This is a genomic window from Fictibacillus sp. KU28468 (assembly GCF_026153615.1).
In the GTDB taxonomy this organism is placed as follows: domain Bacteria; phylum Bacillota; class Bacilli; order Bacillales; family Fictibacillaceae; genus Fictibacillus_C; species Fictibacillus_C marinisediminis.
This window is the reverse complement of sequence record NZ_CP110666.1, coordinates 1,615,410-1,632,114: the sequence shown is the minus strand read 5'-3', so window position 1 is coordinate 1,632,114 and position 16,705 is coordinate 1,615,410. Positions and strand designations below refer to the sequence as shown.

The 16,705-nt window shown below is 45.5% G+C and carries 20 protein-coding genes; 2 read left to right on the top strand and 18 right to left on the bottom strand.

Going from position 1 to position 16,705, the window contains the following annotated elements; translation table 11 throughout:
* Positions 1-30 precede the first annotated feature (30 nt).
* From yajC to nadB, 12 genes are all read right to left on the bottom strand, one after another.
* Positions 31-294, bottom strand: coding sequence for a preprotein translocase subunit YajC (yajC, locus tag OKX00_RS08345; protein ID WP_053357720.1), 264 nt, complete (start codon positions 292-294; stop codon positions 31-33).
* Positions 295-326: 32 nt separating this feature from the next.
* Complete coding sequence (gene tgt, locus OKX00_RS08340) at positions 327-1,469, bottom strand: tRNA guanosine(34) transglycosylase Tgt (RefSeq protein ID WP_265410090.1); 1,143 nt, start codon at positions 1,467-1,469, stop codon at positions 327-329.
* A complete protein-coding gene (gene queA / locus OKX00_RS08335; RefSeq protein WP_265410089.1) occupies positions 1,447-2,508 on the bottom strand; it encodes a tRNA preQ1(34) S-adenosylmethionine ribosyltransferase-isomerase QueA in 1,062 nt (353 codons plus the stop codon). The genes tgt and queA overlap by 23 nt, the downstream gene beginning before the upstream one ends.
* A 22-nt stretch (positions 2,509-2,530) precedes the next feature.
* Positions 2,531-2,728: a DUF2905 domain-containing protein gene (locus OKX00_RS08330; protein ID WP_091004228.1), complete on the bottom strand. Its 198-nt coding sequence runs from the start codon at positions 2,726-2,728 to the stop codon at positions 2,531-2,533.
* Positions 2,728-3,726, bottom strand: a complete 999-nt coding sequence (gene ruvB, locus OKX00_RS08325; protein WP_265410088.1) for a Holliday junction branch migration DNA helicase RuvB — start codon at positions 3,724-3,726, stop codon at positions 2,728-2,730. The genes OKX00_RS08330 and ruvB overlap by 1 nt, the downstream gene beginning before the upstream one ends.
* A 13-nt stretch (positions 3,727-3,739) precedes the next feature.
* Positions 3,740-4,333, bottom strand: a complete 594-nt coding sequence (gene ruvA, locus OKX00_RS08320; protein WP_062234193.1) for a Holliday junction branch migration protein RuvA — start codon at positions 4,331-4,333, stop codon at positions 3,740-3,742.
* 142 nt (positions 4,334-4,475) lie between these two features.
* Positions 4,476-5,063, bottom strand: coding sequence for a YhcN/YlaJ family sporulation lipoprotein (locus OKX00_RS08315; RefSeq protein WP_265410087.1), 588 nt, complete (start codon positions 5,061-5,063; stop codon positions 4,476-4,478).
* Between the two features lie 87 nt (positions 5,064-5,150).
* The gene (locus OKX00_RS08310; protein WP_265410086.1) at positions 5,151-5,999 is read right to left on the bottom strand and encodes a phosphotransferase; all 849 of its coding nucleotides are present in this window, start codon (positions 5,997-5,999) and stop codon (positions 5,151-5,153) included.
* A 130-nt stretch (positions 6,000-6,129) separates the two neighbouring features.
* Positions 6,130-7,770, bottom strand: a complete 1,641-nt coding sequence (locus OKX00_RS08305) for a LysM peptidoglycan-binding domain-containing protein (RefSeq protein WP_265410085.1) — start codon at positions 7,768-7,770, stop codon at positions 6,130-6,132.
* A gap of 140 nt (positions 7,771-7,910) precedes the next feature.
* Positions 7,911-9,014 carry a quinolinate synthase NadA gene (gene nadA / locus OKX00_RS08300; RefSeq protein WP_265410084.1) on the bottom strand — a complete coding sequence of 368 codons (1,104 nt, stop codon included), beginning with the start codon at positions 9,012-9,014 and terminating at the stop codon, positions 7,911-7,913.
* Positions 8,971-9,855 carry a carboxylating nicotinate-nucleotide diphosphorylase gene (gene nadC / locus OKX00_RS08295; protein WP_265410083.1) on the bottom strand — a complete coding sequence of 295 codons (885 nt, stop codon included), beginning with the start codon at positions 9,853-9,855 and terminating at the stop codon, positions 8,971-8,973. The genes nadA and nadC overlap by 44 nt, the downstream gene beginning before the upstream one ends.
* Positions 9,809-11,380 (bottom strand): L-aspartate oxidase, encoded by a 1,572-nt coding sequence (gene nadB / locus OKX00_RS08290; RefSeq protein ID WP_265410082.1) that lies wholly within the window; start codon positions 11,378-11,380, stop codon positions 9,809-9,811. Before nadB ends, nadC begins: the two co-directional genes overlap by 47 nt.
* Before the next feature lie 99 nt (positions 11,381-11,479).
* Here nadB and OKX00_RS08285 point away from each other — a divergent pair, with 99 nt between their 5' ends.
* Both OKX00_RS08285 and OKX00_RS08280 read left to right on the top strand, forming a co-directional pair.
* Positions 11,480-12,622 carry an IscS subfamily cysteine desulfurase gene (locus tag OKX00_RS08285; protein WP_265410081.1) on the top strand — a complete coding sequence of 381 codons (1,143 nt, stop codon included), beginning with the start codon at positions 11,480-11,482 and terminating at the stop codon, positions 12,620-12,622.
* Positions 12,623-12,631: 9 nt separating this feature from the next.
* Positions 12,632-13,165, top strand: coding sequence for a transcription repressor NadR (locus OKX00_RS08280; RefSeq protein WP_265410080.1), 534 nt, complete (start codon positions 12,632-12,634; stop codon positions 13,163-13,165).
* Here the strand turns inward: OKX00_RS08280 and OKX00_RS08275 are convergent.
* The 6 genes from OKX00_RS08275 to OKX00_RS08250 all read right to left on the bottom strand — a co-directional run bounded on the left by OKX00_RS08275 (position 13,160) and on the right by OKX00_RS08250 (position 16,702).
* The gene (locus tag OKX00_RS08275; protein WP_265410079.1) at positions 13,160-13,405 is read right to left on the bottom strand and encodes a hypothetical protein; all 246 of its coding nucleotides are present in this window, start codon (positions 13,403-13,405) and stop codon (positions 13,160-13,162) included. The genes OKX00_RS08280 and OKX00_RS08275 overlap by 6 nt on opposite strands.
* A 101-nt stretch (positions 13,406-13,506) precedes the next feature.
* Positions 13,507-13,950 carry an ACT domain-containing protein gene (locus OKX00_RS08270; protein ID WP_053357706.1) on the bottom strand — a complete coding sequence of 148 codons (444 nt, stop codon included), beginning with the start codon at positions 13,948-13,950 and terminating at the stop codon, positions 13,507-13,509.
* Positions 13,951-14,048: 98 nt separating this feature from the next.
* Positions 14,049-15,332, bottom strand: coding sequence for a GTPase ObgE (gene obgE, locus OKX00_RS08265; protein WP_265410078.1), 1,284 nt, complete (start codon positions 15,330-15,332; stop codon positions 14,049-14,051).
* A gap of 27 nt (positions 15,333-15,359) precedes the next feature.
* Positions 15,360-15,902 (bottom strand): Spo0B C-terminal domain-containing protein, encoded by a 543-nt coding sequence (locus tag OKX00_RS08260; protein ID WP_265410077.1) that lies wholly within the window; start codon positions 15,900-15,902, stop codon positions 15,360-15,362.
* A 129-nt stretch (positions 15,903-16,031) separates the two neighbouring features.
* On the bottom strand, positions 16,032-16,322 hold the full coding sequence (rpmA, locus tag OKX00_RS08255; protein WP_053357703.1) for a 50S ribosomal protein L27: 291 nt from the start codon (positions 16,320-16,322) through the stop codon (positions 16,032-16,034).
* 41 nt (positions 16,323-16,363) lie between these two features.
* Complete coding sequence (locus tag OKX00_RS08250) at positions 16,364-16,702, bottom strand: ribosomal-processing cysteine protease Prp (RefSeq protein WP_091004197.1); 339 nt, start codon at positions 16,700-16,702, stop codon at positions 16,364-16,366.
* Positions 16,703-16,705: the final 3 nt, after the last annotated feature.

Genomic DNA, 16,705 nt, shown 5'->3' with positions numbered 1-16,705 from the left:
AAGCAACGGGGCTTCTGCCATTTTTTATTTTTATTGTACTTCTCTTGATTCACGGATCGCGTTACGGTCAAACGTAAGCGCTGAACCGTCCTTCGATTTGATAACCACCGTGTTTTCTTCCAGCACTTCAATCGTGCCGTGAAGACCGCCGATCGTTACGACGTAATCACCTTTTTTCAAGCCGCTCTGCATGGTTTTAACAGACTTTTGTCTTTTCTGCTGAGGTCTGATCAGCAAAAAGTAAAAAATGACAAACATCAGTAAAATTGGTAAAAGAGAACCTAAAGAACCCATTATTTTCACCCCTTTCTATTAGTTAAAGCCAGTTAAAAGTTTTTGGCGTCAGGTTTATTAAAGCCGTATTGTTCAAAAAATTCCTCTCGGAAATCAAGCAGCCTGTCTTCGCGGATGGCCTGCTTCACCTGTTCCATTAAGTTTACCAAAAAATAAAGGTTATGGTAACTTGTGAGGCGGAAACCAAATGTTTCGTTGCTCTTCACCAGATGGCGGATATAAGCACGTGAATAGTTTCGGCACGTATAGCAATCACAATTTTCATCAAGAGGCCTGAAATCACGTGCATATTTCGCATTCCGGACGACGAGGCGGCCTTCACTTGTCATAAGCGTTCCGTTTCTTGCAATACGTGTAGGCAGTACGCAGTCAAACATATCAATACCGCGGATTGCTCCATCAATCAGCGAGTCAGGTGATCCGACACCCATTAAATACCTTGGTTTGTTGTCAGGCAGGTACGGCGTCGTAAACTCTAGCACTCGGTTCATAACATCCTTAGGTTCACCAACAGAAAGCCCGCCGACCGCGTAACCCGGAAAATCAAGAGAAACAAGGTCCTCTGCGCTTTGACGGCGTAAATCTTCGTATTCACCACCCTGAACGATTCCGAAAAGCCCCTGGTCATTCTGACGTTCATGGGAAGCCAGACACCTTTCAGCCCACCGGCTCGTCCTTTCTACAGAGGATTTCATGTATTCATACTCAGCTGGATACGGCGGGCATTCATCGAATGCCATCATGATGTCCGAACCTAGGGCATTCTGAATCTCCATGGCTCCTTCAGGACTCAGGAACAGCTTTTCTCCGTTCAGATGGTTCCTGAAATGCACGCCTTCTTCTGTGATCTTTCTCAAATCACTTAAGCTGAATACCTGAAAACCGCCGGAATCCGTTAAGATGGAACGGTCCCAGTTCATGAATTTATGAAGGCCGCCAGCTTCACGGATGATCTCATGTCCCGGACGAAGCCAGAGATGATACGTGTTGCTCAAAATAATATTGGCGCCAAGGTCTTTTAACTCCTCAGGGCTCATTGTTTTAACGGTAGCGAGTGTTCCTACCGGCATGAATACAGGAGTCTCAAATACGCCATGGGGCGTGTGGACTTTTCCGAGCCTAGCTCCTGACTGCTTACAAGTTTTGATTAATTCATACCGGACGGCTGCTGTCATGTTTGTACTCCCCTTCTAAAATCAGCATGGCATCTCCAAAGCTAAAGAAGCGGTACCGTTGACGCACAGCTTCATTATAGGCTTTCAGGACATTCTCGCGGCCCGCAAGCGCGCTGATCAGCATAATCAGTGTAGACTTAGGCAAATGGAAATTAGTAATCATTCCGTCAATCGCCTTAAAGCGATATCCTGGATAAATAAAGATATCAGTCCATCCGGAATCTTCTCGGAATTCTCCGTGCTTTCCAGCGACTGTCTCTAAGGTGCGGGTAGAGGTCGTTCCAACCGAGATAACCCGTCCTCCATTGTTTCTGACTTCATTTAGAAGTGCAGCCGTGCCTTTCGTCAACTGGTAGTACTCGGCATGCATGTCGTGCTCTTGAATATTTTCAACAGAAACAGGGCGGAATGTTCCCAGCCCTACATGAAGAGTAATAAAAGCAACATGTATACCCTTTTTCTTAATCTCTTCAAGCAGTGTTTCAGTAAAGTGCAGACCTGCTGTTGGTGCAGCTGCCGAGCCTTGGTGTTTGGCAAACACAGTCTGATACCGCTCCCGCTCTTCCAGCTGCTCTTTTATATAAGGAGGCAATGGCATTTCGCCAAGAGCGTCCAGAATTTCATAAAAAATACCCTCATATTCAAATTTAAAGGTACGCCCGCCCTGATCAGTTTCCTCCAGACAAACAGCTTTAAGCAAACCGTTTCCAAAAGAAACGACGGTGCCTGGCTTTACTCTTTTTGCCGGTTTCACGAGGGTTTCCCAAGTATCGTTGCCTGTTTCCTTCAACAGCAAAATCTCAATCTTAGCCTTAGTGTCTACTTTCTCACCAAGAAGCCTTGCTGGCAGAACTCTTGTATCATTCAGGATTAAGCAATCTCCTGGATTTAGATAATCAATCACATTTTTAAACGTATTGTGTTGAATCTGTCCGGATACCGGGTCAAGCACCATCAGCCTTGAAGCAGTACGGTCTTTCAGCGGTGTCTGAGCAATCAGCTCTTCCGGCAGGTCAAAATCAAACATATTGATGTCCATTTTCTTCTCCTATTTCTCTCACCTATTTAAATCGCCCGATCACATAAAATATCAATGACAGAATGACACTGATAATAATCGATGTGACAATGGGAAAATAAAATGTAGTGTTCCCTTTTTTAAAAACGATGTCGCCGGGAATCTTGCCGACGAACGTCCATAAACCACCGATAATGATCAAGATGACTCCCATCAGTATTAACAGCCGGGGTATTCCCATTAAGGATTCGGCACCTCCATATTAAAATGCTCATAAGCAAGGGCAGTCACCACTCTCCCCCTGGGGGTGCGCTGTATAAAGCCAATCTGCAGCAGGTAGGGTTCATAAACATCTTCAATCGTATGGGATTCCTCACCGATCGTAGCTGAAATGGTTTCAAGACCTACCGGGCCGCCTTTATATTTATGGATGATCCCTTGTAATAATTTATGGTCAATATGATCCAATCCTAAACGGTCAACTTGAAGCATTTCCAGCGCCCTGTCTGCGAGGCTGATACTCACCGTATCCGTCCCATCCACCTGAGCAAAGTCCCGTACTCTTTTGAAGAGACGATTGGCGATTCTCGGCGTCCCTCTTGAACGGCGGGCTATCTCTTGGGCAGAAGTATTGTCAATCTTCATTCCAAATACTTCACTGGTCCGTGTAACAATTTCGGTTAAATCTTCATTATTGTAGTATTCCAGACGTGCCAGCACACCAAATCGGTCACGGAGCGGTGAAGACAGAGACCCGGCACGGGTAGTCGCCCCTACTAACGTAAATGGAGGCAGATCCAGCCGGACAGATCGAGCTGTTTCGCCCTTTCCGATTACAATATCCAGACAGAAGTCTTCCATCGCGGAATAGAGCACTTCCTCGATCGCTCTTGATAGCCTGTGAATTTCATCAATAAACAGCACATCCCCAGGTTCAAGTGCTGTGAGGATGGCTGCCAGATCACCCGGCCGCTCAATTGCGGGACCGCTTGTTGTTCTGAAATTGACGTTCATTTCTTTCGCAATGATAGATGCGAGCGTCGTTTTCCCAAGACCTGGCGGCCCGTATAGCAAAACATGGTCAAGGGCTTCATTTCTAAGCTTAGCCGCCTGAATAAAGATATTTAGATTTTCTTTTACTTTTTCTTGGCCTATGTATTGATGCAAATATTCCGGACGCAAACTCAATTCAAAAAAATCGTCCCTTGAGCTTTCACCCGATACTATTCTGTCGTCCAAAACGATCACGCCCCTAATGGTTCACTAGCTTCTGCAGCGCTTTCCTTATGTACTGATCTGTTGTCAGATCTTCCTTTTTAAGGGAAGGCAGCACTTTATTAATTTCTTTCTTGGCATACCCTAAAGCCGTTAACGCTTCAACCGCTTCATCAAGCTGTTCTGAACTGTCGGAAGCCGGGCCGGCAAATAATCCTTCCATTGGCTCTTCAGTGAAGATCGAAAGCTTTCCTTTAAGGTCCAATATCATCTGGCGGGCCGTCTTCTTCCCTACTCCCGGAAATTTCACAAGAAACCCTTCATCCTCAGCTTCAATGGCCCGAATCACTTGTTCTGGCTGTCCGAATGCCATGATCGCTAATGCTCCTTTTGGGCCTATTCCTGATACGTTTAATAATTTTAAGAATAAATCTCGCTCTTTGCGTGTTTTAAACCCATACAGCGCAATCAAATCTTCCCTCACATAATGATATGTGTAGATCGTCTCAGCTTGACCGGGACGATAGATGAATGGATTCGGACAAAAAATTTGGTATCCAATCCCATTGGCTTCAAGAACTGCATATTCAGCAGACACGTGTTCAATCTTTCCATTTATATGTTCAATCAATCATGTTCTCTCCTTAAAAAAGCGACCATACGTTTCTGTCAGTATTGTATCACAGAGTCAGCCCGAACGGGGAGTTTAACACAAAAATCGCAATGCTCCTGTTCAATGAAATAAAAAAAGAGAACAGAAAAAATCCTGTTCTCTATCGATTATTTTCGAAAGGACGTTTTACTGCATCTCCTAAGTTGGTGCCTGCTTTTCCGATATCCGACATAATTCCTTTGATGTCAGAGCTGACTTCATTGGTTGTTTTGCCGTCACGGAGATTATTATCTACGTTTTTGATTCGATTCACGATCGAGTCATCAGTTGTCACGCGAACATCCCGGTTGGGAACCAGCTTTTTCACTTCTCTATACACTCTCTGATCGACAGCGCTTTTATCGTTTTCACTGGTATCTATTCCGACAATGACGTTGTTATCATTCAAAATAACATGAGCATCGTCTACATTGTTCATACTGTTGACCCGGTTCCTGATCTTCTCGGCAAGCGCACCATCATAGTCCTCATGATACGTTACATTATGATCGGTACGGTTATTATCCATCATGTCAGTAACAGGGCCTTTACTGCGGTCCAAATCCCCGCGGTTATCACCCTCGTTGGAATAATATCCGATCGGCCTTACATCATTATCGTTGCGGTCGAGCGCACCTTTGTTGTTGTTACAGCCCACCAGACCTGCTGTTAATGCAAGAACCGTTATACCGCTTAGTATAATCTTCAATGCAAAAACCTCCTTTCACCACTAGAATGGCATTCGGAGGTTCTTTTTACTCTGTCACATACCGGTAAGGCATATAATTTCTGGATATTACGTGGGATTCTTGACCAATTCCTGTATTGTTTTTATAAACTTTCTCCGGAACGGAAGATCTTCTTCTGTAAAGGTCGTCATTTCTTTGATCTGATCTTTACCCGCTTCGAATGCACGATTCCATTCTCTGTAAAGATCCGTCGGAAAAACAAGGGCGATTAAAAACCATTTTTTACGGAGAAGCGATTCCAGCTCAGGGTCTTGGCATTTTCGCAATATGGATGGGGACCAATCCCAATATGGCATGATCCGGTTTACATATTGAAGAATGTCATAATCCTGCGGAACGACGGAAAACAGGTCGTAATCGATTAAGATAACGGTGTCTCCGCTTAAGCGCATAAAGTTATGAGGAGCAACATCTCCGTGGCATACTTCACCCTTTTGTCTTGCGTTCTGTTCCATTTTTTCCAGTTCTCTTCGGTTCAAATGGCTCAATGACCATTTCCCCCACGCAATCATTTCCTGAAAAGCTTCACTCATCTCATGAGAAATATGATGTTTTTTGCTGTTTCTTTTAAAAGCATTAAATCGTTTGGTCCACTTTTCGATAAGTGAATAGCTCGATAGAAGCGAGAGATAGGAGTCAGACTGAAAGATACTCTGGCGGTGGAACTTTCGAATCGCATGGATTCCGTCTCTTATGTCCTTTTCGTCATTCAGATCAAGTTCATCACCTTTATAAAAAGGCATGATGCCCCAATACATGTTCTCATAGTAATGTATTTTCTTTCCGGTCGGAAAAGACGTATATATTCCCATCATCGGACTTGATTGTTGAGAATACCACCGGGACAGCTTCAATTGCTCCTGACATTCTTCCTTTCTGGAGAACCCTTTAAGCACATAAGTTCCTGCTTTGGTTTCAATAATACAAACATTGTGTTTCACAAAATAATGGTTTTTAATATCCAGACCTTTCTCAGTAAGGCTATTTAAGAAGAGACGCTTTCTTTTGAAACCGTCTCCGTATGAATTACTCTTCATCTTGATCTTGGCTGTCTAACGAGCCATCACGGTATTGCGCCTGTGAGTATGGATTTGGCATTCCTTGCATCTGACCCATTTGTCCTTGCTGGGCTGGGGGATTAACGCCGTAAGATCCTTGCCCTCCGGACATATCACCATAACCTTGAGAAACTTGGCCTGGCGGATATTCACCATACATTTGCTGACCTTGCATTCCTTGGCCCATCTGCTGGCCGCCATATGGCTGACCCTGCATTCCCTGGCTCATCGGCTGGCCGCCATATGGCTGACCCTGCATTCCCTGGCTCATTGGCTGGCCGCCATATGGCTGACCTTGCATTCCCTGGCTCATCGTCTGGCTGCCGTATGGCTGACCCTGCATTCCCTGGCTCATCGGCTGGCCGCCGTATGGCTGACCCTGCATTCCCTGGCTCATCGGCTGGCCGCCGTATGGCTGACCCTGCATTCCCTGGCCCATCTGCTGGCCGCCGTATGGCTGACCTTGCATTCCTTGGCCCATCGGCTGACTTTGCATCGGCATAAACGTAGCATATGGATTTTGCTGCTGATCCTGCGATAGCATCATTCCGTGCTGAGATGCCATAGGCTGCTGTTGCATTCCAGTCTGAGGCATGCTGCTGTATCCCATCTGGCCTGAACCTGGTGCCCCCATACCCATTTGTGAACCACCTGGGTGAACTTGAGGGTAAGAGCCTGCCTGCTGTCCCTGGCCTTGATAAGGCATGGCACTGAATGGCGGCATTCCTGCCCCTGCACCTCCATATACAGGAGCAGTGTACCCCTGAGGCTGTTCAAACATCGGCGGAACACCTGAATACATCTGGTTCATTACAGAAGATGACTCTTCACCCAAGAATGGATGTTTATGCTGTTTCCCCATTCCAAACTCGTCTTTTCCATGGACGAGCCCCGGGGAAAGATAGGCAGGCGGCACATAGTTCATTTGAGGTTCTTTATAGTGAATCGGCTCGTGGTGATGTCCCCATTTCATATGTGAAGATGAGGATGATTCCATAAACGCCGCAAAATCTTTATGAGACATAGGGGCAAGCGGTTTTGGTGATTTCATGGACGATTCTTTGTAATCTTTTTTCGGAAGCAATGGATTAAATGGCATATCCTTTTTTGCCGGTGCCGGCTTTAACGGCATAATGGGTTCTGCTTTCATCGGCATTTTATGCTCGGCCTTTGGCGCCATTTTAGGTTCAGCTTTTAGGATTATCGGTGCTGCTTTTGCGATTATCGGTGCTGCTTTTGCGATTATTGGTGCTGCTTTTGGGATAATCGGTGCTGCTTTAGGCGGAGCTGGAATAGGTGCAGGTTTTGGCGGCGGTGGCGGCGGGGCTGGAACCGGAATTTCCTGAACTGGAACTGCTGGCATTTCTTTTTTGGGCATTTCTTTTTTCTTCGGCTGCTCTTTTTTAGAGCCTGGCATCATAAACGGCATCTTTGCTTTCTCTCCGCGTCCGATCGGCACTTGTTCAGAAGGAATCTTTACTTTTGATCCTCTTTCAAGAGCGCCTGAAGATAAACCGAAATTCACTCTTCTTAATTCTTCAGAAGTTACATTATACTTATCGGCGATTTTTTCGAGAGTATCACCTTTTTGAACGATATGAATTCTCACGTAAACAAAACTCCCTCCTGCCAAATTTCTATACAGTATATGAGAATCTGGGCATTGTGCTACTACCTATTTCAGTAGTCGGTCTTTTACCAATTTATGCCCTGAAAATCAGCTGTATGACTTTGACAGGAAGGAGTCATCTACGCTCTTGCTAACATTCTCTCAAGAGCTTTTACTGCGTATTCAGTTGTTTCGCTATCCACTGTTATGATGTTATGAGGATCTCCCTGTGCGATTTTTTCAAGCGCATATGTCAGATGAGGAAGATCAATGCGATTCATCGTCAGACAGGGGCAAAGATTGGGATTTAAAGAAATTATCCGTTTATCCGGATGGTTTTTTTTCAGGCGGTTGACGAGATTCATCTCTGTCCCTATCGCCCAAGCGCTGTTTGGCTCAGCTTTTTGGATCGTCTGAATAATATAATGAGTGGAGCCCGCCATATCCGATTGCTGAACGACTTCATGGCTGCACTCTGGATGGACGATGACCTTCATCTCTGGATCGTTCACACGCAAGGATCGAATATTATCAACTGTGAATTTTTCATGGACCGAACAGTGTCCTTTCCAGAGAATCACTTTAACTGCATCCAGATCTCCGTCATATTCCAATTTATTAGCAATTGGATCCCATACAGCCATTTGCTCCAATGGAACACCCAGCGTATGCGCAGTGTTCCGGCCCAAGTGCTGATCGGGAAGAAAAAGGATTCTTTCTTTTTGTGCAAACGCCCATTCCAGCATTCGTTCTGCATTTGATGAGGTCACGGTTGCTCCGCCATTCTTACCGCAGAATGCTTTGATGGCTGCCGTAGAATTGACATACGTGAGCGGCAGGAGCGTATCACCGAACAAGGACTGTAATCGGTCCCAGGCTTTCTCTGTCTGATGGATATCCGCCATGTCCGCCATGGAACATCCGGCTCTCATATCCGGAAGGATCACTTTTTGATGAGATTCCGTCAGCATATCTGCTGTTTCCGCCATGAAGTGCACACCGCAAAATACGATGAATTCTGCATCATGGTTATTGGCCGACTGCTGGGCGAGCTGGAGCGAATCTCCCGACGTATCCGCAAATTGAATCACTTCATCTTTTTGATAGTGATGTCCTGGAATATACAAACGGTCTCCGAGTTTCTTCTTAACTGCTCTGACCCGTTCGATCATATCTTCTTCCGTCATCGTGAAATAGGTTTCAGGAATTCCGGATTTCAGCTTGATGGCTTCCAGTAAGCTCATCTTTTAACCCCCCTGTAATGTTTAAACTGATGTCGAGTGATACCGCTGAGTGAGTGAGCAATCCAAGCGAAATAAAATTCACTCCAGTTTTCCCATAATGACGAAGTTCATCAAGGGATATGCCTCCGGAAGCTTCCGTAATGATATGACCAGGAACATGATGTTTCCATGCTCCAATCTCTTCTGGTGTGCGGTTATCGAACATAATCACATCCGCACCTGCACATACAGCTTCTTTCACCTGTTCAAGATTCTCTGTTTCTACTCCCACTTTCACCATGTGTCCCAGACTGGACTTCACAGTATTTACGGCTTCGGTTATACCGCCAGCCCGGGCGATATGATTGTCTTTGACCATCACCCCGTCATACAGGCCGAAACGGTGGTTATACCCTCCGCCGCAGCGGACAGCGTATTTCTCGAACATCCTGATCCCTGGTGTGGTTTTACGCGTGTCGCAAATTTTCGTTTTTTCACTGTTGAGAACGGTTACTGCTTCATTCGTTAGCGTCGCTATCCCTGACATCCTCTGCACGAGATTCAGAATGACTCGTTCTCCGCCAAAAATAGCAGATGCTGGACCTTTCACCTCCGCAAGAATCTGTCCAGGTTTAATAACATCGCCGTCTTTCACATTAGGAACAACTGTACAATTTTCGCTTAGCAGCCGGTACCCTTCGGAAATCACATCCATTCCCGAAAATACACCGGATTTTTTAGCGATAAAGCGCGCTTCTGTCTCCTCATCCTCCGGAAACAGCAATCCGCATGTGATGTCCCCTTCTCCAAGATCTTCAAGAAAAAATTCCTGCAGCTGCTTTTTTAGCTTCAGCTTGTTCATTTTGATCCTTCTTTCTGTATACTTGTTTTTTCAGCCAGCAGTTATCATCGTTGGACGGAAAATCACTTCTGTAATGGCCGCCCCTGCTCTCTGTCCGCAAGCGAGCAGATGTAACGATCAGCCAGCCGGTTTGCAGCATGTTAATCCTTTCAATTTCATCGGGTTTACAGTGATAATCCGGCTTTTCTATGGAGAAATTTTCAAACCAGCGGATCGCTTCACCCAGGCCTTCCCTTGTCCGGACAATCCCTGCATACTGTGTCATTTTTCTTTGAATCTCATGTTTCTCCGGCCATCTTCTCTTCTGTTGTTCTGTATATTCCCATTTAACCGGGTACAGGGAGGCTTCATGCTCTTTCAAAGCCATAATCCTTGCAGCTGTCCGTTTGGCGAAGACTACACCTTCAAGCAGTGAGTTGCTCGCAAGCCTGTTGGCGCCATGCACGCCGGTTCGGGAAGCTTCCCCAACAGCATACAGATGAGGAACTGTCGTTTCCCCCCATTGGTTTGTGACCGCTCCTCCCATTGTAAAATGAGCACCCGGGGCAACAGGAATTCTGCCTTCGTTAAGTACAATTCCAGCGTTTCGGCAATTTGCTGTTATGGCAGGAAACCGGTTTGTGAAGTTTTTCACTTTTGAAACATCAAGAAAAATTTCATATCCCTTTTGAATGAATTCAAAAATAGTTCTCGAAACGATATCTCGAGGTGCCAAGTCACCCATCTCATGGACACCAGACATCAAGGGTGTTCCTTCGGAAGTAACCAATGTGCCCCCTTCTCCTCTTACCGCTTCCGATACTAAACCGAAAGATGCCCCATTCGTAAATAGCATCGTAGGATGAAACTGTATAAATTCCAGGTCAGAGAGTACCGCACCTGCTCGAAATGCAAGGGCGATGCTGTCTCCTGTAATGCTTTTGTCGTTGGAATTGACTGTATAAAGACCAGCTGCGCCTCCGGAAGCAAGAATGACAGAGTCTGCGAAATAAACAGTAATCTTACCGTCAGCATTCTTTGTCCAGGCACCAACGCATTTTCCTTGCTTAATGATAAGGTCCCCAGCTATTTCAAATTCTTTGACCGTAATATGATGGGAGATTCTTTGATAAAGGGCATCAACTATTTTTGAACCTGTTCTATCACCGCCAGCATGGACGATCCGTGCCCGCCGATGTCCTCCTTCCCTGCCGAGCGTGAGACTGCCATCTTTGTTGCGGTCAAAGGGAACCTTCCAATCCTCCATCGTTCGGATCATGTCCGGACCTTCTTTGACCAGAATCTCGGTGAGAGTTTCTTCATTGTGAAAACTTCCTGCTTTTACGGTATCTATAAAGTGTTCAGCCCAGTGGTCTTCTTTTTCAGTGACCGCTGCAATCCCTCCTTGGGCATGATAAGAATTGCTGTTCTGGAAGGATGACTTTGTGATGATTGTCACATTCTTATGCGAGCGTAAACATTCGGCTGTCATTAATCCAGCAATGCCGGAGCCGATAATGAGAACGTCTGTAGACTCTACGTTCATGACGAAACCCCCGTTCATTTTCTTTACAGGTGTCTTGACACTTATATTTACATAGAATTACACTTATGACAAGAGTTTTTTACGAGAGGCGGTTTAAGAATGATTTATCTTGATTACGCAGCAACGACTCCTATGTCAGAAGAAGCACTGTATGCTTTTACAGAAACAGCAAAAATGTACTTTGGAAATACCTCGAGCCTGCATGACCAAGGATCACAGGCTGCAGATCTGGTCAATCTGGCACGTGCTGAACTGGCTGGGATGATTGGCTGCAATAGTGAAGGGATCTACTTTACAGGAGGAGGGTCCGACGGTAATTTTCTGGCGCTCACAAGCCTTGCTTTTGGAAACAAGGAAAAAGGAAACCACATCATCACTTCACCGCTAGAGCATGGATCCGTGCAGCAGGCCCTTGCTTTTCTAGAAAATGAAGGCTTTGAAATCACCGTACTTCCTGTTGATCAGAACGGGAGGATCGCTTTAAACGATCTTCGCAGCGCCATTCGAAAAGAGACCATTCTCGCTACGATTACTCACGGAAACAGTGAGATAGGCGTTATCCAGCCATTAGGTGAAATCGGAGCTTTGCTGAAAGAAGAGAATGTCATTTTCCATAGTGACTGTGTCCAGACGTTCGGTAAGATCCCTCTTCATGCGGTGGAAATGAATATTGGTGCTCTTACTGTTTCTTCTCATAAAATTCATGGCCCTAAAGGTGTAGGTGCTGTATATATTTCCCCCACTCTCACCTGGCAGCCGCTGCTCAAGAACGGTACACATGAAAAAGGGTTTCGCCCGGGAACAATCAACACTCCGGGAATCGTTTCTTTTATTACAGCGGCAAGCAATCACGTGAATCGTATGGTAGAATGGAAGACAAATGTAGAAGAATTAAAAAACTACTTTCTTTCCCTGACAGAAGAAGATGAATGTTTAATCATTGAAGGAGACAGCCGTACGACGCTGCCACATTTTCTGGCCATTCGTCTGAAAGGGATTGAAGGGCAGTATGTCATGCTGGAATTAAACCGCCAGAAGATCGCTGTTTCAACCGGTTCAGCTTGTAAAGCAGGACAGCAGGAACCTTCCAAAACCCTCCTTGCGATGGGGCGATCAGCGGATGAAGCACATGAACTCGTGCGGATTACACTCGGAAAAGAAACAACAAAAGAGGAAATTAAGGCTTTGGCTGCAGCCATCCATGATCTTGCACAACGCTTTTATTATCAAACAGGGAGTTGAAAATGTGTAATGGAGACTCCAAAAATACCAGGAGACGAAAGAAGAGACCTCATACTAAAGTGGTTAAAAGAGAGCAAGAGCCCGATCAAAGGCGGTGAACTCGCACTTAAAACAAATGTCAGCCGCCAGGTTATTGTTGGCGACATCTCGCTGTTAAAAGCAAAAAATGAACCGATTATCGCCACTTCCCAAGGATACCTCTATTTAAAAACGGAAGAAAAAGACGTTCCACATAGACATTTGATTGTTTCCAACCATTCTCCAGAGCAAACGAAAGATGAACTTTTTACAATTGTCGATCATGGAGTGACGGTTAAGAATGTAATTGTCGAACACCCGATATACGGAGACCTGACTGCATCTCTTCTTCTCAGTACTCGAAAGGATGTAGAGGAATTTCTCGGCAAATTGTCATCAACAAACGCTGCATTGCTCAGTACATTAACAGAGGGCATCCACCTTCATATGCTCGAGGCACCAACGAAAGAGCAGCTGGATAACGTATGCAGGGAGCTTAAACAAAAAGGATATTTGCATTCATAAAAAAAGGGGCTGTCCTGAAAGTCGAAAATTGACCTTCAGGCAGCTCCTTTGACGTGAAAAATCTTCAATGAAAAGTTGATTGGAGTGCAAGGTGCAAGACTCCTCGAAAATGAATTTCACATTTTCTTCGTGCGATATAACGCTGCCGCAGCCTTCCTTGTCCTGCGGGACTAGCGTGACAGGTGAGACTCCCGCAGGCGCTTGCGCCAAAAAGTAGGCGTTCACGCCGGTAAGGCTCACCGCACGCCCTGCGAAAGTAGGCGTTTACGCCGGTAAAAGCGAGCAGCCTGGAGCGGAGATCAACAGCTACCAGACTTCTTGGACAGTCCCCTTTTTTGTTGTTATGCCCCGGTTCCAATCACTTCGACTCGCTCTACAGCTTCCATACGATTCAATGTGGTCAGCAGTTCATTGATTTCACCACGAAGGCCGTTGGTTTCAATCGTCAGCATCACATTGGCTCTCCCTTGCAGCGGTATGGTCTGGTTAATGGTGAGCACATTGCAGCCAACAGAGGCAACAATGGTGAGAAGGCTTGACAACGCACCTGAACGGTCTTCGAGATTGATAGAAAGGGTAATGATCTTTTCTTTGATCATCGTATGAAAAGGAAAAATTCCATCCCTGTACTTATAGAACGCACTCCTGCTGAGGCCCACTTTTTCAGCAGCCTCCGCGACAGTTTTTACCTTGCCACGGTCTAACAAGGATTTTGCTTCAAGCGTTTTTTGCATGGATTCTGAAAGAACATCTTCCCTGACCATGTAAAATTGCCTTTCTTTCATATGTAACCTCCAAAACGGGCTTTTTCATAAGTATATCCAATGAGATAACCATATGTCTATCCCATATAGACAAAAAATAGACTGCCCTCAAGCGCAGCCTATTCGATAAATTCAAATTCATATTTCAAGATTCGGATGGTATCCCCGTGTTCCGCACCTTTTTCACGAAGCGCTTCGTCCACACCCATGGAACGCATCTGGCGTGCAAACCGTTTTACTGACTCGTCTCTTGTAAAGTCTGTCATTTTGAATAGTTTTTCGATCTTTGGTCCGTTGATGATAAATGTACCAGCAGAATCCCGTGTAATATAAAAACCGGACTCTTCCTTTTCGTGGCGGTACAGCACCCGGCTCTCTTCTTTTTCCTCATGGATCAGCGGGAACTCAGGTGTGTTTTCCAGAAGATCAGCTGTTGTGTAAAGGACCTCTTTTAATCCTTGTCTTGTAACTGCTGATATCGGATAAACAGGAATATCCTCAGATAGCCTCTGTTTAAATTCTTCCAGGTTTTCTTCCGCACCCGGAATATCCATTTTGTTGGCTACAACAATCTGCGGACGTTCTGTAAGCCTTAAATTGTATTGCTTTAGTTCTTCATTAATTTTCATGAAGTCCTCGTATGGATCTCTTCCTTCCATGCCGGACATGTCGATCACATGCAGGATAACCCTTGTCCGTTCAATATGGCGAAGGAACTGATGTCCGAGGCCAACGCCTTCATGCGCGCCTTCGATCAACCCTGGCAGGTCAGCCATCACAAAGCTTCTGCCGTCATCTACTGCCACTACGCCTAAATTAGGAGTGATGGTCGTAAAGTGGTATTCTGCAATCTTTGGCCTAGCCGCGGATACAACAGAAAGAAGCGTGGATTTCCCTACGCTCGGGAATCCAACAAGCCCAACATCCGCTAGTACCTTTAATTCTAAAACAACTTCTCTTTCTTCACCTGGTTCCCCGTTTTCCGAAAGCTCAGGAGCAGGGTTTGCCGGTGTAGCAAAACGGGTATTTCCCCGTCCTCCTCGTCCGCCTTTGGCAATAACAGCACGCTGTTCATGATGAACAAGGTCTGCTAGTACTTGTCCTGTTTCAGCATCTGTTACGACAGTGCCAGGCGGTACTTTTACGATCATATCTTCTGAATTTTTGCCATGCATGCCTTTGGACATGCCATGTTCACCGCGCTTGGCTTTAAAATGCTTGTTAAAGCGAAAGTCCATTAACGTACGCAGACCCTCTTCTACTTCAAAAATAACATTAGCGCCTTTACCGCCGTCTCCGCCGGCAGGTCCGCCGTTAGGTACGTATTTTTCACGGCGAAACGCAACCATTCCGTTTCCGCCGTCTCCGGCTTTCACAAAAATTTTGACCTGATCCACGAACATGTTTGCTCGCCTCCTTCTATAATTTCTTTACTGTTTCATCTGGAAAACAAGAAATACTTCATCGGGTTGAATATAGCTTTCGATTACGTCTAATAATTTATGTGCCGAAATGACATCCTTCAGCTCCGACTCAAATTCCTCTGTATTATGTATACTGCCCGTTAAGCGAAACATAAAAGCGGAAGGATGCTGTTGGTTTGAGATCGTGAAAACAAGCCGATTTTCAGCCAGCGGATTAACCGAGCGGTTCATGACGGCAAAAAGAGACTGGCAAGCCTCAAGGATTACCTTCCCAGCCTTTGAGAGGTCTCTCGCCTCACCGGCAACTTCCGTTTCAAGTACAATGGGGTGTTTCAGCCAGTTGAAGGTTATGAGGTACTCTGCCAATTCAGGAACTTTCAAATTCATGAGGTTTGATTCGTGCCTGGAAATAAGAATGATTTCCTCGATAATCTCCTTTGCCCGTTCGGTCCGACCCATAGAGAGGTTTGCCTTAATAAGCTGGAGCTGATTGAGCCAGTCATGGCGGGCATGCCTTAATAATTCTATCGTTGACCAATCTTTACCCATATTTGCACTCCTGTTTGAATAGTTAAATTGCCATTTCCTCTGCTTCAATGGTATTAGATCCAAAAGCCTGTTAATAAATACCCATTTACAAAAGAAAAAGCTCTAACCAACCCGGTTAGAGCTATCTTCTTACGCTTCGTTTGCGATTGGGTATACACTTACTTGTTTGCGGTCACGTCCAAGACGCTCAAAACGAACAACTCCGTCCACTTTCGCAAAAAGAGTGTCATCTCCGCCACGGCCAACATTCATACCAGGATAGATTTTTGTACCGCGCTGACGGTAAAGAATAGATCCGCCTGATACCATTTGACCATCCGCTCTCTTAGCACCAAGGCGCTTTGATTGGGAATCACGACCGTTCTTTGTGCTACCTACTCCCTTTTTGGAAGCAAAGTATTGAAGGTTTAATTTTAGCATTCGTCCCACCTCCTCATTCGGTGTTTTGCAGCAAACCAAGACTATGCTTGTTTTTCCTGCAATGAAATAAATCGACCATAGTCGTTTTCGATTGTTTTTAAGGAAACAACCATACCTTCCAGAAGAAGCTGCACTTTTTCATGGATATGGTCTTCAAGATGATCCGGAGCACGGAAAACCAGGTAGCCTCCATCCTGTTGTGTTTCCACATCAGGTGTAATGCTGCACAGGACTTCCATCGCATTGATCGCTCCAAAAGAGACGGCTGATGCACCGGCACAGACAAGATCTTGTCCATAAGGGCCGGAATCGGCATGTCCACTCATTGAAAACGAACGAATGTGATGCTGTTCATCTCTGTAGATGGTTACCTTAATCATTGG